The sequence below is a fragment of the Microbacterium gubbeenense DSM 15944 genome, from assembly GCF_000422745.1.
GTDB classification, from domain to species: domain Bacteria; phylum Actinomycetota; class Actinomycetes; order Actinomycetales; family Microbacteriaceae; genus Microbacterium; species Microbacterium gubbeenense.
In genome coordinates, this window is sequence record NZ_AUGQ01000013.1 from 38724 (window position 1) to 63748 (window position 25025).

Annotated in this window: 22 protein-coding genes and 1 tRNA gene; 15 read left to right on the forward strand and 8 right to left on the reverse strand. The window is 67.6% G+C overall.

Translation table 11 applies throughout. The features are described 5' to 3' along the window. The first annotated feature begins 23 nt into the window (after nucleotides 1-23). From G510_RS0108995 to G510_RS0109005, 3 genes are all read left to right on the forward strand, one after another. Nucleotides 24-938: a sugar phosphate isomerase/epimerase family protein gene (locus G510_RS0108995; protein WP_029153371.1), complete on the forward strand. Its 915-nt coding sequence runs from the start codon at nucleotides 24-26 to the stop codon at nucleotides 936-938. 12 nt (nucleotides 939-950) lie between these two features. Next, nucleotides 951-1973, forward strand: coding sequence for a Gfo/Idh/MocA family protein (locus tag G510_RS0109000; RefSeq protein ID WP_029153372.1), 1023 nt, complete (start codon nucleotides 951-953; stop codon nucleotides 1971-1973). A gap of 78 nt (nucleotides 1974-2051) precedes the next feature. Further along, nucleotides 2052-2414 (forward strand): helix-turn-helix domain-containing protein, encoded by a 363-nt coding sequence (locus G510_RS0109005; protein ID WP_029153373.1) that lies wholly within the window; start codon nucleotides 2052-2054, stop codon nucleotides 2412-2414. A gap of 8 nt (nucleotides 2415-2422) precedes the next feature. On the opposite strand, the gene G510_RS0109010 is transcribed toward G510_RS0109005, so the two are convergent. Both G510_RS0109010 and G510_RS0109015 read right to left on the reverse strand, forming a co-directional pair. Further along, complete coding sequence (locus G510_RS0109010; RefSeq protein WP_029153374.1) at nucleotides 2423-3013, reverse strand: ClpP family protease; 591 nt, start codon at nucleotides 3011-3013, stop codon at nucleotides 2423-2425. Beyond that, the gene (locus tag G510_RS0109015; RefSeq protein WP_029153375.1) at nucleotides 3010-3633 is read right to left on the reverse strand and encodes a ClpP family protease; all 624 of its coding nucleotides are present in this window, start codon (nucleotides 3631-3633) and stop codon (nucleotides 3010-3012) included. The genes G510_RS0109010 and G510_RS0109015 overlap by 4 nt, the downstream gene beginning before the upstream one ends. 115 nt (nucleotides 3634-3748) lie before the next feature. Between G510_RS0109015 and G510_RS0109020 the strand changes: the two genes are divergently transcribed. Beyond that, the gene (locus G510_RS0109020; RefSeq protein ID WP_084644289.1) at nucleotides 3749-4210 is read left to right on the forward strand and encodes an acyl-CoA thioesterase; all 462 of its coding nucleotides are present in this window, start codon (nucleotides 3749-3751) and stop codon (nucleotides 4208-4210) included. A gap of 11 nt (nucleotides 4211-4221) precedes the next feature. Here the strand turns inward: G510_RS0109020 and G510_RS0109025 are convergent, their stop codons facing one another. From G510_RS0109025 to G510_RS0109035, 3 genes are read right to left on the reverse strand one after another with little or no spacing between them, the layout of a single operon-like run. Next, the gene (locus tag G510_RS0109025) at nucleotides 4222-5001 is read right to left on the reverse strand and encodes an ATP-binding cassette domain-containing protein (protein ID WP_036322596.1); all 780 of its coding nucleotides are present in this window, start codon (nucleotides 4999-5001) and stop codon (nucleotides 4222-4224) included. Beyond that, entirely contained in the window at nucleotides 4998-6059 is a 1062-nt protein-coding gene (locus G510_RS0109030; protein ID WP_036322598.1) for an ABC transporter permease, read from the reverse strand. Before G510_RS0109030 ends, G510_RS0109025 begins: the two co-directional genes overlap by 4 nt. Nucleotides 6060-6082: 23 nt before the next feature. Then, entirely contained in the window at nucleotides 6083-7069 is a 987-nt protein-coding gene (locus G510_RS0109035) for a substrate-binding domain-containing protein (protein WP_029153379.1), read from the reverse strand. Between the two features lie 167 nt (nucleotides 7070-7236). Between G510_RS0109035 and G510_RS16160 the strand changes: the two genes are divergently transcribed. From G510_RS16160 to G510_RS17550, 7 genes are all read left to right on the forward strand, one after another. Further along, nucleotides 7237-7800 carry a hypothetical protein gene (locus tag G510_RS16160; protein WP_036322600.1) on the forward strand — a complete coding sequence of 188 codons (564 nt, stop codon included), beginning with the start codon at nucleotides 7237-7239 and terminating at the stop codon, nucleotides 7798-7800. Between the two features lie 83 nt (nucleotides 7801-7883). Beyond that, a tRNA-Arg gene (locus G510_RS0109045) sits at nucleotides 7884-7956 on the forward strand. A gap of 151 nt (nucleotides 7957-8107) precedes the next feature. Next, nucleotides 8108-8776, forward strand: a complete 669-nt coding sequence (locus tag G510_RS0109050) for a hypothetical protein (protein ID WP_029153380.1) — start codon at nucleotides 8108-8110, stop codon at nucleotides 8774-8776. 146 nt (nucleotides 8777-8922) lie between these two features. Next, on the forward strand, nucleotides 8923-11664 hold the full coding sequence (locus tag G510_RS17545) for a fibronectin type III domain-containing protein (RefSeq protein ID WP_051216622.1): 2742 nt from the start codon (nucleotides 8923-8925) through the stop codon (nucleotides 11662-11664). 47 nt (nucleotides 11665-11711) lie between these two features. Continuing rightward, nucleotides 11712-12320: a hypothetical protein gene (locus G510_RS0109060; protein WP_029153381.1), complete on the forward strand. Its 609-nt coding sequence runs from the start codon at nucleotides 11712-11714 to the stop codon at nucleotides 12318-12320. A gap of 59 nt (nucleotides 12321-12379) precedes the next feature. Continuing rightward, on the forward strand, nucleotides 12380-13426 hold the full coding sequence (locus G510_RS0109065) for a WxL protein peptidoglycan domain-containing protein (protein ID WP_029153382.1): 1047 nt from the start codon (nucleotides 12380-12382) through the stop codon (nucleotides 13424-13426). Nucleotides 13427-13486: 60 nt separating this feature from the next. Then, a complete protein-coding gene (locus G510_RS17550) occupies nucleotides 13487-18373 on the forward strand; it encodes a glycoside hydrolase domain-containing protein (protein ID WP_051216623.1) in 4887 nt (1628 codons plus the stop codon). A gap of 285 nt (nucleotides 18374-18658) precedes the next feature. On the opposite strand, the gene G510_RS17555 is transcribed toward G510_RS17550, so the two are convergent. Then, the gene (locus G510_RS17555; RefSeq protein ID WP_051216624.1) at nucleotides 18659-20203 is read right to left on the reverse strand and encodes a pectinesterase family protein; all 1545 of its coding nucleotides are present in this window, start codon (nucleotides 20201-20203) and stop codon (nucleotides 18659-18661) included. A gap of 104 nt (nucleotides 20204-20307) precedes the next feature. After that, the gene (locus G510_RS0109085) at nucleotides 20308-20736 is read right to left on the reverse strand and encodes a MarR family winged helix-turn-helix transcriptional regulator (RefSeq protein ID WP_029153384.1); all 429 of its coding nucleotides are present in this window, start codon (nucleotides 20734-20736) and stop codon (nucleotides 20308-20310) included. Nucleotides 20737-21354: 618 nt separating this feature from the next. Here G510_RS0109085 and G510_RS16180 point away from each other — a divergent pair. Then, entirely contained in the window at nucleotides 21355-21915 is a 561-nt protein-coding gene (locus tag G510_RS16180; RefSeq protein ID WP_051216625.1) for a hypothetical protein, read from the forward strand. Continuing rightward, on the forward strand, nucleotides 21912-22451 hold the full coding sequence (locus tag G510_RS0109095) for a restriction endonuclease subunit S domain-containing protein (protein WP_029153385.1): 540 nt from the start codon (nucleotides 21912-21914) through the stop codon (nucleotides 22449-22451). The genes G510_RS16180 and G510_RS0109095 overlap by 4 nt, the downstream gene beginning before the upstream one ends. Here G510_RS0109095 and G510_RS0109100 read toward each other — a convergent pair. Further along, complete coding sequence (locus G510_RS0109100) at nucleotides 22405-23988, reverse strand: MFS transporter (protein ID WP_029153386.1); 1584 nt, start codon at nucleotides 23986-23988, stop codon at nucleotides 22405-22407. The genes G510_RS0109095 and G510_RS0109100 overlap by 47 nt on opposite strands. A gap of 70 nt (nucleotides 23989-24058) precedes the next feature. Between G510_RS0109100 and G510_RS0109105 the strand changes: the two genes are divergently transcribed. Then, a complete protein-coding gene (locus G510_RS0109105) occupies nucleotides 24059-24658 on the forward strand; it encodes a TetR/AcrR family transcriptional regulator (RefSeq protein ID WP_029153387.1) in 600 nt (199 codons plus the stop codon). 110 nt (nucleotides 24659-24768) lie between these two features. Then, nucleotides 24769-25025: transposase (locus tag G510_RS18680; RefSeq protein WP_029153388.1), on the forward strand; the 257-nt coding region annotated here is incomplete at its 3' end.

The window sequence follows — 25025 nt, forward strand, 5'->3', positions numbered from 1 at the left end:
TGAGCTCAGAGACGAGGCATTGCGTGACGGAGAAGAACGGCCTGCGCATCGGCACGGCACCTGACTCGTGGGGCGTGTGGTTCCCCGATGATCCGGGCCAGGTTCCGTGGGCACGATTTCTCGACGAGGCCGCCGACGCCGGATACACCTGGATCGAGCTCGGCCCATACGGTTATCTGCCGACGGATCCTCGGCAGCTTCGGGACGAGCTCGGCGCGCGCGGCCTGAAGCTCTCGGCCGGAACCGTGTTCACCGGCTTCCACAAGTCGGAGGACGAGCGACGGCGCGCGTGGGATCAGGCCGTCAGGGTCGCGGGGCTGGCGTCGGCGCTCGGTGCGGAGCACATCGTCGTGATCCCTGACCTGTGGCGCAGTGATTCCACGGGCGAGAACCTCGAGCCGCGCACGCTGACCGATGAGCAATGGCGCGCGCTCGCCGAGGGCCATGACTGGCTCGGTAAGGCGCTCTACGAGGAGTATGGCGTGAGGCAGCAGTTCCACTCACACGCCGACAGCCACGTCGGCACGACGCGCGAGGTGAACCGCTTGCTCGACGAGACGGATCCGCGATACACGAATCTCTGCCTCGACACGGGACATTTCGCGTACTACGGCGGTGACAGCCTCTCGCTGATTCAGCAGCGGCCCGATCGCATCGGATACCTGCACCTGAAACAGGTGGACCAGTCGATGCTCTTCGACGTGCTGAAGAACGACGTGAGCTTCAAAGACGCCGTGGCGGACGGCATCATGATCGAACCGCCACACGGCATCCCAGAGCTCGCCCCGATCATCGAGGCCGCGGCCTCGATATCGCCGGACATCTTCGCCATCGTCGAGCAGGACATGTACGGCTGTGATCCGGACAGGCCGTTTCCGATCGCGCGCCGCACGCGCGAGCACCTTCACGGCTGCACCCACCTCGCGCGCCAGTTCTGAGAACCGATGAGTATGACACAGAACCTGCGCATCGCAGTCGTCGGAGCCGGCGCGATGGGCGCCGACCACATTCAGCGGATCGCGTCGCGCATCACCGGCGCGCACGTCGCCGCCGTGATCGAAACGGATCCGGGTCGCGCCGCATCCGCTGTCGCCGTCGCACCGGATGCGCGCACGTTCGCGCGGATCGAGGACGCGATCGCGGCCGAGGCGATCGACGCCGTGCTCGTCGCGGTTCCCGGACCGGCACACCTCCCGGTCCTGCTGCCCGCGCTCGAGGCGGGGCTGCCGATCCTCTGCGAGAAGCCGCTGACGCCCGACTCCGCGACATCGCGGCGGGTGCTCGAGGCGGAACAACAGCTCGACCGGCCGCATACTCAGGTCGGGTTCATGCGTCGGTTCGATCCGGAGTACGCGGCGCTGCGCGAACTCATCGAGTCCGGTGATGCCGGCGAGCTGCTCATGCTGCACTGCGCCCACCGGAATCCTTCGGTGACGGAATCGTATGTGCAGGAGATGCTCATCAACGACTCGGTCGTGCACGAGTTCGATGTGGTTCCGTGGCTCGCGGGTTCCCCGGTGACGAGCGTCGAGGTGAGGCACTCGCGACGCAATCCGTTGGCGCCGGAGCGGCTCCGCGAGCCGATCCTCGTCATCATGCAGCTCGAGAACGGCATGCTCGTCGACGTCGAGATGAGCGTGAACGTGCAGTTCGCCTACCAGGTCACGACAGAGGCCGTGTTCTCTCGGTCGGTCGTGCGCATCGGGGATCCGCAGCGGCGCGCTCTCGGGCAGACCGATCACACCGATCACACGAGCTTCACCACTCGCTTCTCCGCGGCGTACGACATCGAGGTCCAGCGATGGGTCGACGCGGTCCGGGCTGGAAGCCTCGTTGATGGGCCGAACGCCTGGGACGGCTACCTTGTCGCCCTCGCGTGTGAGGCCGGAGTGCGCGCGCTCGAGGGCGGCGTGCAGGAGGTCCATACGCCGGAACGTCCGGCGTTCTATGCGCCGGCCTCGGCCGGCCGATGACGCCGAGATCGCGGCGTCACCGTTCTGCTCTGAGCAGAACGCGTGTCATCGGGCAACGGGCCGGCGTTACCGTGAGGCATGGCCGACATCATCGCGCTGCGTCCTCAATCCGAATCGCTCCCGCCAGGAACCGGTCGCCACGGCCCGGAACCGCTATGGCGCCACCTGCTCGGCGACCAGTTGCGGCGCCGACGCCACGAGCGGGGCGAGACACTCGCCGAGACCGCCGAGAAGGCGGGCGTCTCGCCGCAGTACCTCTCCGAAATCGAGCGCGGGCGCAAGGAGCCATCGAGCGAGATGATCGCCGCGATCGCCGGTGCACTCGAGGCGACGCTGGTCGATCTCACGAGCGGTGTCGCGCAGGAGCTGAACGCGGCCCCGGCGCCGATCTCGGCGAACCGATCGATCGGTACGAGAGCCGCGCTCATGCTCGCTGCCTGACCTGTTTCTCAGGCTCGATCGCCGAGAACCGTGTCGATCAGACCGTAGTCACGCGCGGCGGATGCCGTGAACACGCGATCTCGATCCGTGTCGGCACGCAGCTCTGCGAGCGCGTGGCCGGTGTGCCGAGCGAGGACCGCTTCGAGATCGGCTCGCACCCGCACCACCTCGTCGGCGGCGAGGATGAGGTCGGGGATCGCGCCGCGCGATTGCCCGGTGGGTTGGTGCAACACGATGCGTGCGTGCGCGAGAGCCGCGCGCTCACCCGGTGCGCCCGCCGCCGCGAGCAACGCTGCCGGGCCGATCGCCTGCCCGACGACAGTCGTCGCGATGGCCGGGCGGATATGGCGCATCGTGTCGTAGATCGCGAGGGCCGCGCCGGGATCGCCGCCCTCGCTGTTGATGTAGAACTGGACGCCGGCGTCGGGAGCGTCGGCATCGAGGTGCAGGAGCTGTGCGATGAGCGCGTTAGCGACGCCAGCGTCGATTCCAGTGCCGAGATAGATCACGCGCTCGGAGAGCAGATGCGAGTAGACGTCCATGACCCGCTCGCCGCGCGGATGCTGGGCGATGACGTTGGGGATCGTATAAGTGCTCATCGTTGCGCTCCGCCCGTGCCGAGGCCCCCGCGCGTCCGCCGGCGTGGGAAGACTTCCGTCATCGACGTCACGATGCCATCGATGAAGCCGTAGGCGAGCGATTCGTGTGCCGAGTACCAACGGTCGTGCAGTGAATCCTCGAAGATGCGCTCGATCGGCTGCCCAGTGTCATCCGATATCAGCCCCAGCACGGTGTCGCGCGTCTGACGCAGATCGTCTGCCTGTGTTTCGATCTCGACGGCCGAGCCGCCGATGCCAGCGGATCCCTGGTGCATGAGGACTCGCGCGTGCGGCAGCGCTCGACGCGCACCGTGAGTTCCGGCGGAGAGCAGGAACTGGCCCGCGCTGCAGGCGAGCCCGAGCGCGAGAGTGGACACATCGTTCGGGATCAGGCGCATGATGTCGCGGATCGCAAGCATGGCAGGTACGGATCCGCCCGGCGAGTGGATCCACAGGGCGATGTCGTCGACCGGATCCTCGGCGGACAGCGTGAGCAGCTGGGTCATCAGCAGCGCGCCGTTGTCGTCGTCGAGGGCGCCGTCGAGCACGAGTACGCGCTCATGCAGCAGCGCACGCCGGGCCTCGGGGCCGAACTGCGGGATGGATTTTTCATCGTTCATGCCCTCCAGCCTGTGCGGGGCGCCGTGCCGCTGCGCCGTTCTCTGCTCTCGGCGGCTCCGCCCTGAGCAGATGCTCGTAATGCTTGCGACTCATGTGCCATCTACACTCGGGTCCATGGCAGAGGCATCGTATCCGCACGACGACGGCATCAACTTCCACACCCGCAAATGGGTGCGCCCCGAGGATCTCAATGCCAACGGGTCGCTCTTCGGCGGGAGCCTCATGAAGTGGATCGACGAGGAAGCGGCGATCTACGCGATCGTACAGCTGGGCAACTACCGCGTCGTCACGAAGCTCATCTCCGAGATCGAGTTCGAGTCGTCCGCTCTGCAGGGCGACCTCATCGAGATGGGGCTAACGGCAACGCACTTCGGGCGCACGTCTCTGACGATGCGTGCGGTCGTGCGCAACATGATCACGCGCAAGCGCATCCTCACGATCGAAAAGATCGTGTTCGTCAGCCTCGGCGAGGACGGTCGTCCTGCGCCGCACGGATACTCGAGCATCACCTACAACCGCGACCGCATGCCGCACGATCACGCCGGCACCGAGACGATCCGGCTGCCGTCGGCCTGATAGCTCCGTCGTCAGTCGCGCAGCGACGAGATCTCGTGGGCCAGCGAGGTCAGCTCGCTGCCGCCTGCCATCGCGCGGATGAGGTCGTCGAGCGCGACCTTCCCCCGCTCGAAGTCTGCGAGCAGCCGCCCGCGGCCGAGGAGGTAGAACCGATCGCCGACCATGAACGCGTGGTGCGGGTTGTGGGTGATGAACACGACCGCGACCCCGCGCTCGCGCGCCGCGAGGACGTACTTGAGCACGATGCCCGACTGGCGCACGCCGAGCGCGCTCGTGGGCTCGTCCAGGATCAGCACCTTCGCGCCGAAGTGCACCGCGCGGGCGATCGCGACGGCCTGGCGTTCGCCGCCCGAGAGCGTGCCGATCGGCTGGTTCGGATCGCGCAGGTCGATGCCCATGTCGAGCAGCGCCTTCTTGGTCGTCTCCTTCGCCTGCTTCACCGACAGGAAACCGCCCCTCGATGCCGGTTCGTTGCCGAGGAAGAAGTTGCGCCACACGGACATGAGGGGCACGGTGGCGAGATCCTGATAGACCGTGGCGATGCCGCGGGCGAGCGCGTCGCGCGGCGACGAGAACGACACCGGTTCGCCGTTCACCCGCAGCTCGCCGGAGCTCGGGCGGTGCACGCCGCTCAGGATCTTGATGAGCGTCGACTTGCCGGCGCCGTTGTCGCCGAGCACGCAGGTGACGCTTCCGGGATCCGCGCTCAGGGTGATGTCGCGCAGCGCGATCACATTGCCGAACGTCTTGCCGGCGCCGGTCAGCTCGAGGGCGGGGGTGGCCGCGGTCATGTCTTCCTCCCTCCCCGGGCGCGCCTGGAGATCGTCACGTTGATGAAGACGGCCGAGAACAGGATGACGCCGAGGAAGGTGGACACCCAGTCCTGATCCCACAGCGCATACGGGATGCCCACCGACGCGAAGCCCATGATGAGCGTACCGATCGAGGCGCCGATCGCGGATCCGGCGCCGCCGGTCAGCAGACACCCGCCGACGGCCGCGGCGATGATGTAGTAGAACTCCTGCCCGACGCCCTGGCCGGCCTGCATGCCGCGCAGCCGCAGCAGGAACATGATGCCGACGAGCGAAGCCGCCATCGAGGTCATCACGAACAGCGTGATCTTCGTGCGCGTCACGGGAACGCCGGCGTTCCGGGCGGCCACCGCGTCGCCGCCCGACGCGAAGATCCAATTGCCGAACACCGTTCGCGTCAGCAGGATCGTCGCGACGGCGGTGAGGGCGATCCACCACACGAGCGAGATCTGGAACGACGCCCCGCCGATCGGGATCGTGGTGGCGAGCACCGCGCGCGCCGACTCGAATCCGGTCGCCTGCTCGATCCCCGACACTCGAACGGTCCCCGTGAGGCCCTTCGTGATCGCGAGGTTCGCACCCTTCAGCACGAAGAACGTGCCGAGCGTCACGACGAACGAGGGCAGAGCGGTGCGCACGACGAGCACGCCGTTGATGAAGCCGATCACCGCGCCGAGCAGCAGTGTGGCGATGATCGCGGGCCACATCGCCCAGCCCAGCTGCGTGATGAGCAGGCCCGCGAACAGCCCGGAGGTACCGACCATCACGCCCGACGACAGGTCGAACTCGCCCGCGATCATCAAGAGCGCCACGAAGATCGCGACGATCCCGACGGGCGCCGCGAAGTCGGTCCAGCCCGCCGCGCCCGAGAGCGTCGCGAACTGGCCGGTGGTGTCGGCGACCGCGAACACGACGAATACCGCGATCGCGCCGATCAGCGCACCGAGCTCGGGGCGGCGCAGCATCGAGCGATACCACGGCGTGCGTGAGACGCGCTCGTCGACGGCGATGTTGCTGGTGTCGGTGATGAAAGCCATAGGTCGGTTCCGCGCGGCCTCGCTCAGCGGGTGCCCGCGTCGACCGATGCCTGCACGGCCTCGACGTTGTCGGCCGTGACGAGGGCGGGACCGGTGTACATCGGCAGCCCGCCGCCGAGCTCGATCGCATCGTGCACCGCGAGGTACAGCAGCTCCACGGCGAGGTGTCCCTGTGCGTACTGCTGCTGGTCGATCGCGAACGCGATCTCGCCCGACGAGATCGCCGCGAGCGCATCGGTCGATAGGTCGACCGTGCCGACCTGGATGTCGCGCCCGACGGCGGCGATCGCCGGCATCGCGGATCCCGTGGCGACGTCGGCGCTCACGGAGAAGACGGCGTCGATATCGGGATCCGCCTCGAGCGCCGCGCGCACCTTCGCCTCCGCGGCGGTGAGGTCGGCGAGCGCCTGATCGGCGTTGAAGTCGACGACCTCGCCGTCGAACGTCTCGGCCGCACCGGCGCACCGGTCGAGCAGCCCGGAGTTCGCGGCCTCGTGGATGACGCACAGCACCTTCGTCGCGCCGATCTCGTTGAACTCCGTGCCCGCCTCGCGTCCCGCGACGATCTCGTCCTGGCCGACGTGCGTGAACGCGCCGAGATCGGCGAACGCCTCGGATCCGGAGTTGACGGTGATAGCGGGGATCCCCGCGTCGGCCGCCGCATGCATCGCATCGGTGATCGCTCCCGGATCCGGTGCGGACGCCGCGATCCCGTCGCACCCGCCGCTGATGCCGGCCTCGATCGTCGAGGCCTGGCGCGACGAGTCGTTCGTCGACCCCTGGTAGTCGAGCATCACGCCGTACGCCTCGGCGGCATCCTCGGCACCCTTCTGGACGACCGACCAGAAAGTGCCGCCGTCGCCGTGGGTGTAGACGCAGAGCTTGATGTCTTCGGAGGGGGAATCTGCGGGCGCCGAGCCTGCAGGTTCGCCCGAGCCCGAGCAGCCGGTCAGCGCGACGACGAGTGCCGCCGCCCCGAGCGCCGCAGCCGCGAGAGGCTTGGTGAACATGGAACGTCTCTCTTCCTTGAGATCGTGCGACCCGCGCACGCATTGCCAGATAGCAGTCTGTCAGAACAGCGGAGTGCTCCCGTTCGCCGCGACGGCCGTTCCGTGCGGCTTCCCGGAATCGACAGCCGCCCCTGACTAATATTGTGAGGAGGAGCACAGGAGGTGCCGTGCGGCGGAATGCGGAAGCGATCGAAGAGGGCGTGGCCATCGCTCTCGCGGCCGCGCGCCTGCAGGTGAAGAACCGGATCCTCGTCGACACGATCGTCGACGGCGACGACTTCGCCGTGGAGGTCTTCGGCGGCGACGTGCGCGAGGCGCTCCTCGGGCTCGCCGACGAGCAGGACAACGCGGCATCGTCGATGAGTATGGCGCGGGTCAAGGCGTTCGGGCGGCACAGCGATCCGCACGGCACGCACGACTATCGCGACCGCGACGTGCGCAACCTGCGCCGCCGCGCGAAGCAGTACGCGGGCGTCGCGAAGAAGCTCCGCCTGCTCGCGGAGTCGGACGAAGACGTCACGCGGATCGTCGAGGCGGCCCGCGATGCCGCCTGGCACGACGTCGAGAACAATATCGACAACCGGCTCCGGATCGAAGCGATGCGACCCGACGACGACCCGAACTACGCCGCGATGCGCGAGGCGCGCATGGAATCGCTGCGCCTCGTCGACCTCGACCGGCTCGCCGCCGAGGTCAAGGCGCGCGAGAAGCGCCGCAAGTCCGCCAGCTGACGCTCAGACACGCCCGGCCGTTCGGCCCGGATTCGTGCCCGCGCCGCGGTCGTTGTAAGCTTTATGAGTTGCCACGGCAACATGCGCCCGTAGCTCAACGGATAGAGCATCTGACTACGGATCAGAAGGTTAGGGGTTCGAATCCCTTCGGGCGCACAAATTGTTCGGCCTCCGCTTCGGCGGGGGCCGTTTTCGTTTCTCGGCGCTCCACGCATCCGACGGTACACGACGTCGACGAACGCCCCAGTTCACCCGCGCGACACTCGCGCGTCACCTGCCACGGCACGGTGGCGTGTTCACTGGCGCGATGCACTTGCTCTCCCGTACGCGCCGAGCGTTGGCGCCGATCGCGGCGGTCGGCGTGCTCGGACTCCTGCTCGCCGGATGCGGCGCGTCCGCTGAGAGCGACGCCGCGTCTCCGGCGCCGATCGTCTCGTCCGCACCCGCCGAGGATCCGTACGCTCCCGTGCCCGTGCCCGGCCGCACGATCGCGCCGACGTCGCCGTCCGACGCCTCCGCGGTGCACGGATGGCGCCTGGCCGTCGTCGTGCCGGACGACAGCCAGGCGACCGAGACGCTGCGGGCCGCTGTCTCGGAATTCGCGGACGACAACGGCGTCGACGTCACGGAGTTCGTGGCCGATGACGGCGGCATCGACGCGGCGTTCGCGGATGCGCTCGCCGCAGACGCCGATGCCGTGGTCGGCCTCGGCGAGGGCACATCGGATGTTTTCGCGTTCGAGGCGTCGCAGTGGCTCGACCGCCAGTTTCTCATCATCGGAGCACAGGTCGCCGAGCCCACCGGCAACGTGACGGCGGTGATCTGGGACGGCGCGACCTCGCGCGGATCCGGTGCGCCCGCTGACGGCGAGATCGACGACGCCAGTGCGCCGGCGCACGCGTCGGATGCGATCGCGTCCGGACTGAGCAGCGTGGCGGAAGGCACCACCGGCGTGGTCGTGCACCTCGGCGAGTGACCGGTGGCGTGCCATACGTAGGACGTCTTGACGACACCTCCCGTTCACCGGCACGTCGGGTGCGGGTCATGCCGCCTCACCATCGTGGTCGGGGTGCGCCAGACGCACTCTTCCCTTGCATCACACGCTCAGATCGGAGCAATACTTTGCTGACCACTGACAGCACACCGCACCCGTCCGGTGCAGGCCACCGGCGATCGCCCGGCCGGCGCACCGTCGCCGGGGCGGTCCTCCTCTCGCTGACCGCGGGGTCCTTCGCACTGACCGCCCTCCCGGCCTCGGCCGAGGAGGGGCCCACCGCGTCGTCGGACGCGAGCACGGCCGCTAAGCCCGTCCGCGTCGAGGGCGAGTCGTACACGGGCGACAACAACGGCACCGAGATCAACGGCCGCGTGATCGACACGGGCGTCGAGACGAGCCCCGGCGCGTCCGGCGGCTCGCGGGTCAAGAACACCTACGACGGTGCCGAGCTGACGTACGACAACGTCGACCTCGGCTCCGCGCCGCTGTCGACGCTCACCGTGCGCTACGTCGTCAACGAGGGCCGCAGCGGCGTGAACGCGTCGGTCGACATCTACCTCGACGAGAAGACCGACGAGAACAAGGTCGCGACGGCCGAGCTCGCGCCCACGGGCAACGACTGGGAAGCGTACGGCGAGACCACGGTCGACCTGCTGCGCGAGGTCTCCGGCGAGCACACGGTGATCCTCGTCATGCACACCGACCCGAAGCCGGGCGAGGACGAGGGCTACCCCAACTACGTCGGCAACATCGACTACCTCGAGTTCGGCCTCGCGCCGCTTCCCGAGACGTACCTCACCTCCGAGACGCCGTGGAACTACTCGGACAACGGCACGGATCCCTCGGGCGACGGCTCGCTGTCGTGGACGACGGCGGAGGCGGGAGACTGGCAGCAGGCTGCGGGTCCGTTCGGCTCGAAGCGGGGCGAAGCGGATCTCGGCGGCGGCTTCGTCGCGACCACGCTGCTGCAGTACACGCTCGACGGCTCTGAGAACACGGTGCCGACCTACCACTTCCGCACGGACGTGGCGATCTCCGAGGACGACCTTGCGCGGCTCGAGGCCCTGCAGGGAACCATCACCTACGACGACGCGGTGCGCGTGTACGTCAACGGCGAGAAGGTCGCGGGGTTCGCGGACGACCGCGTGAACGACGCCGAGAACCAGAACCTCACCTACGCGGGCGAGAGCGCCGGAGACCCCGTCTCCCGGACGTTCGAGATCCCGGCCGACGCGCTCGTCGCGGGCGACAACCAGATCGCCGTGGCGCTCTACCAGGACCGCGAGTCGAGCAGCGACATCTTCTTCGACTGGACCTCGCTCGCACCGGTCGAAGAGGGCGTCGTCGTGCCCACCGAGATCACCGACCTCCTGCTGGGCGTCGGCGAGACCGAAGAGCAGCGCAACCTCTCGTGGTATTCGAACACCGACGTGCCGCAGGCAGCGCAGCTCGCCAAGGCGGCCGACGTCGTCGACGGCGCGTTCCCCGAGACCGCGGCGACGTTCGAGACGACGGCCGGCGGTGAGACCACCAGCGGCGAGTACTTCCGCGACACGACGCTGACGGGCCTGGAGGAGAACACCGAGTACTCCTACCGCGTCGGAAGCGACGAGAACGGCTGGTCCGAGGTCGAGACCTTCCGCACGCAGGCGTTCGATGGCGACTTCGACTTCCTGCTCTTCGGCGACCCGCAGGTCGGTGCGTCCGGCAACCTCGCGAACGACGAGGCGGGCTGGGTCAGCACCATGAACACCGCGACGCAGACCTACCCGGGGGCCGAGCTGCTGTTCTCCGCCGGAGACCAGGTCAACACCGCGAGCAGCGAGGCCGAGTACGCCTCGTTCCTCAAGCCGTCGCAGATGCGCGAGATTCCCCTGGCTCCCACCAACGGCAACCACGACGTGGGGTCGAAGGCCTACGAGCAGCACTACAACCTGCCGAACGAAGACCTCGAGTCGGGCGCGGCCGGCAGCTCGTCCGCCTCGGGCGGCGACTACTGGTTCATCTACAAGGACGTGCTGTTCCTCAACATCAACTCGAACAGCCGCGATTACGACTCGCACAATGCGTTCATGGAGAAGGTCGTTGCGGAGCAGGGCGACAAGGTCAAGTGGACGGTGCTCGGCTTCCACCACTCGATCTACTCGGCGGCCAGCCACGCGACCGACGGTGACATCATCGATCGCCGCAACTCGATGCCGCAGAAGATCTCCGAGCTCGGCATCGACATGGTGCTGATGGGCCACGACCACCACTACACCCGCAGCTTCCTCATCAACAACGGCGAGATCGCCGACCCCGATGAGCAGGCCGCGGAAGAGGAGGTCGTCGCCGGCCCCGGAGACGTGCTGTACGTCACCGCGAACTCCGCCAGCGGATCGAAGTACTACAACCTGAACACGGGCACCGACCTCTGGTGGTCGTCGGTGCGCAACCAGGAGAAGGTTCGCAACTACTCGGCGGTCGAGGTCACCGACGAGACGATCACGGTGCGCACGCTGCGCAGCGAGGCGAACGGCGCCACCAGCCCGATCAACAGCGTCGTCGACGAGGTCGTGCTCCGCAAGGCCGCCGACGAGCAGCAGCTGGATGTGTCGGTCGACGCGAAGACCCGCACCCTCGCCGGCAAGCAGTACGTGTCGGTGTCGACGACGAACAACGCCGACGTGCCGGTCGACATCGTGGTGGAGACCGAGTTCGGCTCGAAGTCGTTCACCGCGGTCCAGCCGGGTGCGGCGGCGAACGTCTCCGTCAACTCGCGTCAGGGCTCGATCCCCGCCGGTGAGGTCACCGTGACCATCACGGGGCAGGTCGGCGAGGAGCAGGTCACGACCTCGAAGACAGCCGAGTACGCCGCCGCCGGCTGATCCGCCGGTCTCGACGAACACATACGCAACAACAAGAGAGAACTGACATGAAGAAGTCATTTGTACTGCGCGGAAGCGTGATCGCGTTCGGCGCAGCCCTGCTGGTGTCGGCAGGGTCGGCCGCGATGGCCGAGGTGGAGCAGGACGCCGAGGGCGTCGACGTCACCGTCGAGATCGCGCCCCTCGCTGGGCCGGGCGCCCTGGCGATGACGATCGACGGCGACTCGACGGCTCTCGTCGAGGGCGAGTCGACCGACCTCGAGCGCGTCTTCACCGGCACGCTCCCGAAGGTGACGGTCAGCGACACCCGTGCAGCGGAGGACGTTCCGGCGGATGCCGCCTGGTACGTCGTCGGCACGGCGAGCAACTTCCACGACGAGAACGGCGTCTCGACGATCCAGGCGAGCAACCTCGGCTGGTCGCCCAAGCTCGTGGCCGAGGAGGGCGAGGGCGAAGCCTTCGTCGACGTCGGCGGCGACGTTGCTCCGTCGCGCCCGGGCGTGATCGACCAGGACCTTCTGTTCCTGGCCGAGTCGGCCGAGGCGAACGCGGGCGGCGGCGTGTTCAGCGCGACCGCCGACCTCGACCTCGTGGTTCCGGCGGCCGTGCCCTCCGGCACGTACTCGTCGACGATCACCCTGTCGCTGTTCGAATAGTCGGTTGAGGGCGGGAGCGTGCTCGTTTGCGCTCCCGCCCTGCCTGGAAGGTCCCGCTCGTGAAGTCTCTCCCCGCCCTCATCGTCGTCGCCGCGACGGCGTTCTCCGCTGTCATCGGCGCAGCGCCCGCCGCCGCCGAAACCGGCTCAGCCGAATCCTCCGATGCCGTCACCTGGTCGGTGCGGCCGGGCGATCAGAACGGTGAGGACGGCCGCTCCTGGGTGGAGTGGGAGGCCGATCCGGGCGAGCAGCGGTCGGAGTTCATGGTCGTCACGAACCACGGCGAGGCCGACGTCGAGTTCCAGCTCTCCGCGGCCGACGGCTACTTCACTGACACCGGCCGCTTCAACATGCTGCCCGCCGACGAGGAATCGGTCGCGGCCGGCACCTGGATCGACGCACCCGAGAGCATCGTCGTGCCCGCCGGAGGCGCGGAGACGGTGCCGTTCACCGTGACCGTGCCCGAGAACGCGACGCCCGGCGACCATGCCGCGGGCGTCGCCGCGAGCATCCGGTCGACTGGCAGCGGATCCGTCGGCGTGGAGTCGCGCGTCGGCTTTCGCGTCATGACGCGAGTCGCCGGCGACCTGCAGCCCCAGCTCGGCGCCGCGGCATCCGGCACCTACACCGGTGAGATCAACCCGTTCTCATCGGGCTCGATCGACGTCGCCTACGAGATCGAGAACACCGGCAACACCCTGCTGCGCACCCAGCCCGAGGTCGAGGTCTCCGGACCGTTCGGGCTCGGAGCGCACACCGTCACGGGCGAGGAGATCGCCGAGATCGCGCCGGGGGAGACCCGCCGCGGAACGGTGAGCGTGTCCTCCGCGTGGCCGTTGTTCGCCTACGACGTGAGCGTGAGCGCGACGCCGCTGCCCGTCACCGACGACCTCGGCTTCGAGGGCGCCGAGCCCGCGAACGCCGAGGCCACGATCGTCGCGATGCCGTGGCCGCAACTCGTGGTCATCGCACTCGCCCTGCTCCTGATGGCCTGGAGCATCCGGCGCCGCCGCGCCGACCGCAAGCGCACCGAGGAACTGGTCGCCGCTGCTCGCGAGGAAGCCCTCGCCGAGGCGAGCTCGGGCCGCGCGCTCGGGACCGTCTGACTCGCACCCGAGATCCCCCTTCTGCACGACCGCCGTCCCACCTCCGAAGGAACCTGACACATGTCGCTCGTATCCCGATCCCGCGGACTGGTCGTCGCAGCCGCGGCCGCCGCACTTCTCGCAGCGGGGCTCCCCGCGATCGCGGCCGAACCCGCGGTCGCGGCCGAAGAACCCGCCACCGACTACACCGCGTTCGTCAACCCGTTCGTCTCGACCGAGGACGACTTCGGCCAGGACCTCGTGGGCGCAGAAGCCCCGAACTCGATCGTCAAGATCAACCCGATGACGACGTCCGGCCGGTCGCACTCGGGATATGACTACGCGGAAGACCAGATCGCGGGCTTCACGCACACCAACCTCAACGGCGTGGGCGGATCCGGCGGGGGTGGCGACCTCCTGGTCGTGCCGACGTACGAGACGTACACGTCGAGGCCCGGCACGGGAACGTACGCGAAGAACTTCAGCCACGATGCGGAAGAGGCGACCCCGGGGTACTACTCCGTCGACCTCGCGACCGATTCGGGCACGATCCGCGCGGAGGCGACGACCGACGTGCGCACGGGGCAGGACCGATTCACGTTCGAGCAGGGCGGATCCGCGTCGCTCGTCGTCGATCTGCGCAACAACTTCACGAACCGCAAGAATGCGAGCCTCGAGGCTGCGAGCCTCGATGACGGCCGCGTCGCGCTCTCGGGCGATTTCACCGGCCACTTCAACGGGTACGACTACACGATGCACTACTACGTCGAATCCACGGCGCCCGCCGCGGGCGTGCGCACGTGGGGCGGTGACGGCGCGCTGGCCGACGAGCCGAGCCGCGAAGGCAGCGACATCGGCGCCGTCATCGACTTCGACGTGACCGACGGCCAGCAGGTCGGGCTCAAGGTGGCCGTCTCGCCGATCAGCGCGGAGCAGGCGAAGATCGATCTCGCCGCAGAGATGGGCGACCGCTCCTTCGAGCAGGTGCGCGAAGACACGAAGGCCGCCTGGAACGAGATCCTCGGCCGCCTCGACGTGACCGCGTCCGAGAAGAGCGACCCCGACGGCGACCTGCAGACGCTGTTCTACACGCACCTGTACCGCATGTTCGGATCGCCCATGAACGCCACGAGCACGAGCGGCACCTACCGCGGGCTCGACGGCGACGTGCACCAGGCCGACGGCTACACGCACTACGACGGCTGGGGATTCTGGGACGACTTCCGCAAGTACGAGATCCTCGCGATCGGGTACCCCGAGGTGTTCCGCGACATGGCGCAGTCGACCGTCGACCTGTACGCCACGTTCGCGAGCACGGGCAAGGGATCCCTGTCGAACGTGACGCACTCCGTGCCCACCGTGCGCTTCGAGCGCGCGGCCGTGGTCGTGGCCGACGCCGTCGCGAAGGGCGCGCAGCTGCGCGGACTCGCCCAGGCGTGGCCCGCGCTCGTGTCGCAGTCGCAGGGCGGATACGCCGACGACGCGAACGTGCGCCGCGGCTACATCGCGAACGAGGTCGACGACACGCTCGGCACCGCGTACGACGACTGGGCAATGGCGACGATCGCGGATTCCCTCGGCAAGACGGAGGAGGCGGAGCAGTACCGGCTCCGGGCCGCGAACTGGACCAACCTCTACAAGGAAGACGCCGTCACCCTCGCCGACGGCGAGAAGACCGGCCTGATCTTCCCGAAGTCCGCCAACGGAACGTGGGCCGATGCCGACCCCGAGCGCTTCGAGGCGGGCAACGTCTATCAGGGCACGCTGTGGCAGTACCACTGGTACACGGCCGGCGACATGGGCGGGCTCATCGACAAGATGGGCGGCGAGGAGACCACCCTCGACGCGCTGAGCTTCATGTTCGGCGAGCACGCACCCGACGGTGGCTCGCGCATGCTGCACGCCAACGCGAACGAGATCGACCTGCAGGCGCCCTACCTGTTCAACTACGTCGGCGCCCCCGCGAAGACCCAGCACTGGGTGCGCAGCATCTACACGAAGGAGACGTGGAACCGCTACATCGCAACCGGATCCACGCACGAGGCGCCGTCAGGCGGCGGCGAGTTCACACCGCCGGTGAAGACGAAGGTCTTCAAGAACTCCCCGCAGGGCTTCCTGCCCACGATGGACAACGACACCGGCACCATGTCGTCGACGTTCGTGGCAGCCGCGCTCGGCCTGTTCCCGGTCGCTGCCGGATCCGACGAGTACCAGATCGGCACGCCGTTCTTCGAGAACGTGAGCATTCAGTATCCGACCGGTCGCACCTTCAACATCTCGGCCGAGGGCGTCTCGCCCGACGCGTACTACATCCAGTCGGCGAGCCTGAACGGCGACGACTTCGAGCGCACCTGGCTGACGTACGACCAGCTCACCGCGGGTGGCGACATCACGTTCCAGATGGGCCAAGAGCCCTCTGACTGGGCCGCGGATTCGATGTCGCCGGCATCGCTGAGCGACGACCTCTCCAGCTCGGTGTACGACCCGATCAGCGCGATCTCCGTGTCGTCGCGGGCGTTCGCCGAGGGCACGGAGGCCGAGGGAGAGATCGGCAACAGCATCGAGTTGATACTCGCGAACGGCACGTTCGCCGGATCCGACGGCGACGACCTGTCGAGCGCGATCACGGCCGAGAACGTGCCGGCGGGGCTCGAGTTGGTGGCCGAGCGCGCGGGCAACCGCAGCGTGACGCTCTCGCTCGCGGGTGCCGCGGAGGGATCCGCGCCGCTCGACAGCATCGACGACCTGACGCTGCAGATCTCTGACGAGGCGTTCAGTCGCAAGCCCTCGAACGGCACGCGGGAGTTCGCCCTCAAAGTGCTCTTCGACGGCGCGACCCTTAACATCGACGACACGCGACTGAAGGCGGCGGAGGACGGCACGATCGACGTCACCACGACGCTGACGCTGAACGGCGCGCGCTTCGCGGGCGAGAGCGGGCGCGATCTCATCGCCGATGGCGCGCTCACGGCTGCGGGCCTGCCCGACGGCATCGCGGCGTCCGTGACGCTCGACGACGCGTCGTCCGCGACGCTGCGTCTGACGGGATCCCTCGGCGACGCGGCGCGCGCATCCTTCGCGCTGTCGTTCACCGACGCGGCCTTCGACGGCACCCCGGCGGCGAGCGTGCGCGGCGACGGCGTCTCGGGCCTCGGCGCCCTGACGATCGAGCGGGATCAGCTCTGGGGCGAACAGCTCACCGCGCTGCTCGCCGACGCGCGGCTCGTCGAACGCGGTTCCTATTCGCCCGGCTCGTTCGCGGCGTTCGACACCGCGCGCGAGGCCGCTTCCGAGGTCCTCGCTAAGGACGACGCGACGGACGACGAGCTGCGGGCCGCGTTCGATCGCCTCACGAAGGCGGCGGGCGCGCTCGAGATCGCGGGCACGCCCTACCGGGTGCTCGAGGCCGAGAACTTCGACGATTCATCGGGCGGGCGGCTGAACCCCGAGCCCGGCGGCATCGGCGGCGTGGGCGTCGGATCCTGGATCGCCTACGACGGGATCGACTTCGGAGACGACCTGCCCGTGCGCGTGAAGCTGCGCTACGCCAACCACCCGGACGACAGCGCGATCGACGAGTTCGTCGAGGTGCGCGTCGGATCCGTCGACGGGCCGGTCGCCGCGCGGATCGACGTGGAGACCACCGACGGCTGGAGCGACTTCGCCACAGCCGACGCGACGATCGACGACCCTGGGATCCTCGCGGGATCGAACCGCATCTACTTCGTCTTCGGCGGCACGCCCGACGAGGCCCAGCCGAACTCGTGGGTCGTGAACCTCGACTGGGCACAGTTCCTCAAGACGGCCGAGGATGCCCCGGAGGGCGCGGCGCCCGTGCGCGTCGAGGCCGAGAGCTACGCCGCGGACAACGGCAACGGCCTGAAGAAGGAGGGGGACGCTCCCGGCGGCAACGTCGGCGGCACGTGGGACGGCGGCCAGCTGACGTACGACGGTCGCGACTTCGGGGCGGATCCGCTGACGCACGTCACCGTGAGCACGTCGACGCGCGATGAGCGCGTCGGGGCGAACCCGCGGCTCGAGTTCTACCTCGACGAGGTGAGCGATGAGACGCGCGTCGGCGTGGCGGAGCTGCCGAAGACGGGAGGGTGGGGCAACTACGTCGAGACGACGGCACAGCTCGACCAGCCGGTGTCGGGCGAGCACTCGCTGATCGTGGTCATGCGGGCGGACGCCGTCGATGGCCAGGAGTTCAACTACGTCTCGAACCTGCAGTGGTTCGAGTTCGGGCCTGAGCCCGTCGAGGCCCCCGAGGCCGATCTAACGGCCCTGAACGAGGCGATCGCCACAGCCGAGCCACTGCTGTCGGAGGAGGAGCGGTACGTGCCGATCGACTTCGCCGTGTTCCGATCGGCGTTCGATAACGCGCAGGCGGTCGCAGCCGCGGCCGGCGTCGCCCAGGACGAGGTCGACGAGGCGCGCCGCGTGCTGGGTCTCGCGGCCGGCCAGCTCGAGTGGGCCGCGGTCCGGCAGCTGCCGGGGCTCATCTCGCGTGCGGAAGCCGTGGATCCGGAGGCGCACGACGCCGATCAGATCGAGGCGCTGAACGCGGCGCTGACGGCTGCACGTGAGATCGGGGCGGACGGCACCTACGAGGAGTTCGCGGGCGCCGTGGAGGCGCTGACGTCGGCGCTCGACGCGCTGACGGATCCCGAGCTGCCGACCGAGCTCGATGTGACGGTCGAGGCGGCGACGCGAAAGCTCGCCGGTAAGCAGTACGTCTCGGTGTCGGTGACGAACAACGAGGATCAGTCAGTGGAGGTCGTCATCGACACCGCCTACGGATCGAAGTCGTTCGACGCCGTGCAGCCGGGGGATTCGGCGAACGTGTCGATCAACTCGCGCGAGGCGTCGATCCCCGCAGGCGAAGCGACCGTCACCGTCACGGGCAAGGTCGGCGACGAGCAGGTGAGCATCGAGAAGACAGTCGCCTACGCGGCAGCCGGCTGATCGGTTCGGGTCAGGTCTCATGGCAGACCGAGGGCCTCGTTCCGCAGTTCGCTCATCGGAGCACTCAGAACGAGGCCCATTCCTGCGTCATCCGAACAAGTTTGTGACGTGCATACCGCGATCGCAGCGCTGTGCGCCGCGCAGGGCCTCGACGCGGTGGAGATCCGCGTCACGGTCGCGCACATCGCCGAGAGGTCTTCGTGACCAGACGCGCCGTGCACCGGCGAAGGAGTGCTGCCGGGGTCTCACGAGAGGGCGTGTCGCGGAGTGTCGGAGTGCGACCCGTCAGTTTGCGAGGCCGAGGGATCGAAGTCCGTCGGCGACGAGTCGGGCGACGTCGCGGGCCCCCGCGGTGGAGAAATGCGTGTCGTCTCGCTCGCCGGCCGGATAGGCGGGGTATGTGCCGGGTTCGACCCACATGAACCGTGAACGAGTGCGCTCCTCGCCGAGCTCCTGCCACCACAGCTGCGAAGCCGCGCTGAGATCGATCAGGTCGACGTGCTCCTCGGCAGCAAGATGCCGCACTGCTTGGGGGTACGCGCCATGCGACGAACGCAGCCGGCCATCCTCGAATGTGCGACGCTCCACCGGGGTCAGCAGAACCGGCACGGCGCCACGGGCGCGGGCGGCGAGCACGAAACGCCGGAGGTTCGCGGGGTGCCGCGTGAACGGATCCGCGAACCGGTGGTCCGGCTTCGGGTCGTTGTGCCCGAAGCCGATCGCGAGTACGTCGCCTGCGCCGAGGTCCGCGAGCGCGAGATCCCACCATCCTTCGTCGATGAAGCTGCGCGTGCTCGCTCCCGAGATCGCTCGGTTGATCGTCTCGAGCCCCGTGAACTCGGTGAGGTGCTCGGCCCAGCCTGCGCGGGGAGCACGTTCCGGCGGGTAGGGGCTCGCTGTCGAATCGGAGACAACGATCACGCGCCGCGCGCCCGTCGGCGGGGGATCTTCGAGCCAGGCCCGGGCGTCCGGCGCCTCGTCGAGCTGCGGGCCGGTCGCATGAGCTCCCGGGCCGGTGTTCTCGAACTCGGCCAACCGCGCATCCTGCCAATCGAAACCGCCCATCTCGGTCCACGCAACCGCCGCAATGTGCGCCCCGATCTCGCAGTGGACGAAGAGCGCCTGGCCGAGCGCGTCAGGCTTTCCGCCGGGGTGCCAGGGGCGGCCGAGATGCACTGATCCGGGCGCGAGTCCTTCGCTCGTCAGACGCACGCCGGAGAACAGGAAGCCGCGCGGGTTCTCGGCGGCAGTCGACGGCGCTGTGACGTAGCCCGGGCCCACGCTGCGGATCTCGCCGCCCTCGATGAGCGCGGTGGCACGGCCGTAGACGAAGTCGACGTCACCGGTGATCAGGCACTCTCGCAGGTGCACCCGGCGCAGGGCGGCCCAGCTCGGTGCGTCGAGGAGGACAGTGTCCTGCTGTCCGATGAGACGGCAGGCCTCGATGAGGATCCGGTCACCGCGAGTGCGCAGCGCGAGTGCTTGCTGGTCAGGAAGCGACGGATCCACGCGCTTGTCGAATGGGTTCTCGATGGTGATGCCGCGCAGGGTGACGTGATCGGAATCGATCGTGAACGTCGCGCAGTCCTGCACGTACGGCATCCCGGTACGGTCGCGATCTCCCTGGCGCAACTCGAACGAGACGACGACGTCTTCAGGATCGCCGCTGGTGGAACGGATGAGGAGCGGCATCTGACGCGGCGCGACGACCACATGCTCGACATACGTGCCGGGGTGCATGAGGATCTCCGTTGCGCTCTCGTCTGCGAGCGCGAGTGAGAGCGAGGGGACAAGATCGGCGTCGTCGCCGACTTCGATGACGCGTGGCATGGGTTTCCTTCAAGGAGACGTAATCGACAATCTGCAGAGTAACCGGTTTCTCGCGGGATGATGCCGTGCGCGGGAAGCGCGGTTCTACCGCCGCCGCGCTGACGCTATGCCTGGCGCAGCTTCTGCGTGAGTGCCGCGAGCTGGTGCAGCTCGTCGTTCGACAGCACCGCCATCCGCTGGGCGATGGAGCGGCCGTGCTGCACCGCGACCGTGCGGAACGCGTGCACGCCGTCGTCCGTTGCGGTGACAAGCGCGCCGCGCCCGTCTTCCGGATCCGCACACTTCGTTACGAGGCCGCGGGCGACCATCTTGTCGACGAGGCGCGAGACGCTCGGCTGGCTGATGAGCAGATTGCCCGTGATGTCGCGGAGCCGCGCCGTTCTGGCCGCGCCGCGCGCGACGGTGAGCAGCACATCGTATTCGCCCTGCTGGAGCGGGGATCCGATGAAATCGCGTGAGATGTCTTCAAAGATCTCGTGCTGCGCGCGAAACAGGTTCTCCCATGCCTCCACGGCGATCCGGCGATCCGTCATGCATTCAATCGTATACGTTTTCGCGCCACGAGCGGCAAGAAGGGCCCGGTTGGAGTGTGCCCCAACCGAGCCCGTGTCCCTTGCACCAAGAGTGTCCTGCAATCACATGCCGGTGACCGTCACAGCAAAACGATCACCGTCCTCAGACTCTATAACGACGAGGTAACAGAGGGCAAGGGGTTTCCGTTATGTTTCTGTTATTCATTGATTGTCCGTTCTCACGAAACCTGTCGGATTCTCAAGGCGCCTGTCGGAACTTCTCACGAAGGTGTCGGATTCTCACGAAGCCTGTCGGGAACGTCGGCGTGGCGACCGTCCTAGCGCGTCGACGGACGTAGTCTGCCTGTGAGTCGGTCTTCCTCGTTGGGGAGATCAAATTGTCAGGGCTCAAGACATAGGCCAGAACCGCTCCTCAGGAGAGAGGCTGACTGCCGAATAGGACGTATCCGTCGATAGCGCACCCGTCCTGCTCATCGCGCTACTCGCGATCACCGCATCGTTCCTGTTCATCGACCGCGGCACCACCACCACACGATTCATGAGCGACCTCGGCGCACAGCCAGCAGCAGCGGTCTACTCAATCATCAACTTCAGCTACGGAGCACCGTCATCGCGACGATGCTCGTCCTCGCAGCCCGGCAGTATCGGCACAGCGCTGGCATCCAGCGCCTCCCCGCCGCGCTGCTCAGCCTGGGATCGGCGTTCGGTGTCACGCTCTGCCTCGCCGTGATCGTCATCGACATCGCCCACGCCGCCGACCACCTCGACCTCATGCACGTCATCCAGGCCGCCTGCGATCCGCTGTCCGTCCTCACTTTCGTTTTCCTCTGCGCCGGGTTCGCGGTCCAGCCCGCCGTCCGCCGCGCCCAGCACCGCGCCCGACGACGGAACACGATCTCGTTCACGGCGCAGCTGGAGCCGCTCTGGCTCCGAGCGACACGCGCGCGACCCGGGCTGAGCCAGGCCGATCCCCTCGCCGCCAACAGCGAAGACCCCGAAGGGCACCTCCACCGAGTGATCGTCGAAATCCGGGGCGCGATGATCGACCCCCGCATCACCTTCGACATCAGCACCGACGACCGCGACCTACTCGAACGCGCCGAGAGCCACCTCGTCGGAAGCGATAGCGCCCTCGCAGCGACCTTGCCCGTTCCCAACGTCGAGGAGCGTGGAGCGTGATCGGCCGCATCGTGCTTGGCGGCGGGATCGCGGCGGCAGCGGCTGCCGGGCTCGGGTGGACCATCGCGCGGCGACTCACGGCACCCGTCGGCGCACGCACGTTCGACCTCACCATCCGCAGCGTTGAGCACGACGACAATGGCGACCTGATCGTGCTCGACCGAACCGAGCAGACCACCGGGCACGGCATCTACAACCTCTGGTTCGAGCACGGCGGCTGCGCACAGCTCTCCACCGACATCATCGGTCGCGGACCCACCCGAGTCGCCCGCAGAATCACGGGCCTCACATCGGGCTCCACTCCAAAGGCCGGCGACCGGACCTCCTGGAGCGGCATCTACTACGCCACCCCAGCCGACGCCGGACTCCACGCCCGCGACATCACGATCACGACGTCGGGTTTGACACCCCTTCTGATGCGCGGGAGCACGCGTGGGCGGGGTTCCAGCGCAGGGGCGCGTCAGCACGTCCTCACCTTGCTGCATTCTCTTACTCGGCTTCCCGTCGCTCTAGAACCTTCCATGCGGTCCAGATGAGGTCAATGATGTACACGATGACCCAGATGCGTAGTCCTGCCATTGCGAGAGCGGCGATGTCGAGAATGCCGGAGAAGATTTGACGCACCTCGCCGAAGACGTTGGGTGTTTCGTGGCCGATGCCCAGGATTGATGCGATGGTGAAGCCAGGCACGATGGCCCAGGCGATCAGGATTGCGGTAGCAAGTAGGCCGCTGTGAGCGGCGAAGTCGGTGAGGAGTTTCCGGCGTGATTTCTCGGGTTTAGACTCGCTGCTGTGAGGTTCCCCGTCCCCCTCTACGACCTCGGCATCAGGCTTATGCGGGGTCGGCTGAGGCTCCGGCTCGGTGCGGGTGGTGGCGGGCGCGGGGGCTGGGTGGTTGGTGACGCCGAGGCGTTTCACGGCGGCGGGGATGAGGGCTGCGCCGGAGGCGATCACGATGGCGCAGACGATGCAGGCGATGAGCCAGCTACCTGCGTCGTAGAGAAGGCCTGCTGCCAGCGAGCCGATGAATGCCCCGGCCAACGCTGCGGCCTCGTAGAGGCTCAGGCCCCGACCAAGGTGGGTGCTCCCCGCTGCTTCTGCGATCACCGACTGCTGCACCGGGATCACGAGAGACCAGGCGACGGCGGAAAGCACCCATAGCGCCGCGATCCACCCCGGGGTGGGCGCAAATGCGAGACCGAGCGCGAAGAGGGCGCTGGCTATTGAGCCGAGCGTGAGCATTCTGCGGCGACCGAATCGCACGACCAGCCGGTGAAGGTATGGCGGGAGGATACTCATCGCGATCGCTCCGGGAAGGAACACATAGGCGATTTCAACGACGCCCAGATCGAAGCCGCGTTGTAGATGCAAGATCAGCAGCAGTCCGATCGCTGCCTCTGCGGTCATGGTCACAACGACGGCAAGCAGCATTGGGCGCAACGACGCACCAAGCCCTCGCAACGACACACTGGACAGTTCGGTGCCCGCGATACTCGCGTCACCGAACGATGATCTGCGGTGACGGGTGCGCAACAACTCCCAGGCGGCGACGAGGCAGCACACGCCAAGACCGGCGAACACCCACTGGTATCCGGCGAAGGACACCAGGATGATCGCGGGAACGAGAATGAGCCAGCCGCCGGTTTCCTCTGCCGCGACGAGCTTCGCGAACACGCTTGGGTCTTCGTGGAGTCGTTCACCGATGATCGAGCGGATTGCCACCCACAAGAACGAGCCCGCGACACCCGTCACAACCGCTGCGATCAACGCCAGGGAGAACCCGGTCGATAGCGCATAGAGTCCGCACCCCACTGCGAACACGACCGCTCCAAGCGCAGCGATGATCGAGCGATCTGCACGATCGACAGCCGCGCCAGCCAGCGGCCGAATCACGAACGCCACTAACTGGCTGGCGGCGATCAGCAAGCCCGTCTCCCCGGCTGAGAGTCCAAGGACCGCGCCAGCGAAGAGGGGCAGGACAAAGTCGATGACCTGTTCCGCACCACTGGTGAGCACTGCGCTGTCGAGCGTGCGCCGCTCGCGTTTCAGTGCGGGAGTCATCGGCTCGGACATAGGCTCTCCACTTTGGTAGTACAAACGAGTTACCAAGAGCATGTTAACACGAACGTGTTAGCATGAGAGGATGCCGAAGCTCATCGATCACGATCATCGGAGAGTAGAGATCGCTGAGGCCACCTGGCGCGTCATCCTGGCCGAGGGCATCAGCGGCGTGTCCATCCGCACCGTTGCAGCCGAAGCAAAGCTGTCCACCGGCTCGCTGCGCCACGTCTTTCCCAGCAAGACCGAACTGCTCGTGCACGCCATGCAACTCGTCGATCAACGCGCATGGGAACGCATCCAACGCCATCTTGATGAACCGGACCCTCGCACGCTGGTGATCGCCGTCATCAAGGAACTACTCCCGCTCGACCCTGAACGCCGGGCAGAGATGCAAGTCAACATCGCGCTCATCGCCGAAGCGCCGGGCAGCGAAGCAATCACCCGCGTCCGCGACGAAACCTACGAAGTGACTCGAGACGCCTGCAGGCGCATAATCACCCGCCTCCGTGAAGCCGGACTAGCCCCGCAGGACGGCGATATCGAAGCACTGGTCACCGCGCTACACGGCCTGATCGATGGGCTAGCCATGCACCTGCTCACCAACCCCGCCCCAGCTTTTGTTCGGCAAGCTCTTCAGGCGATCGAACTTCACATCGATGGCCTGAACCCGAGCGGCGAGTGAGTTCGAGATTGCTTCCAAGATCGGCTATCTACCAAGCGAACGGGCGTGAGGAACGGATCGGTGACAACTGATCGTTAGTGCCGGGAGGCGCTGGCGGGAAGGATGTCATCATGCCCGGTCCCTATCCGAGAGAGTTCCGCGAAGACGTCGTCGCGGTCGCCCGCCGCCGTGAGAGCGGCGTCACCATCAAGCAGATCGCCACTGACTTCGGAGTCAGCGAGGCGACGCTGCAGAACTGGCTCCGCCAAGCAGATGTCGAGGAAGGCAAGCGTCCCGGTCAGACGGCAGACGAGGCCGCCGAGATGCGAGAGCTGCGCCGCCGTAACCGTCTCCTCGAGCAGGAGAACGAAGTCCTCAGGAAGGCAGC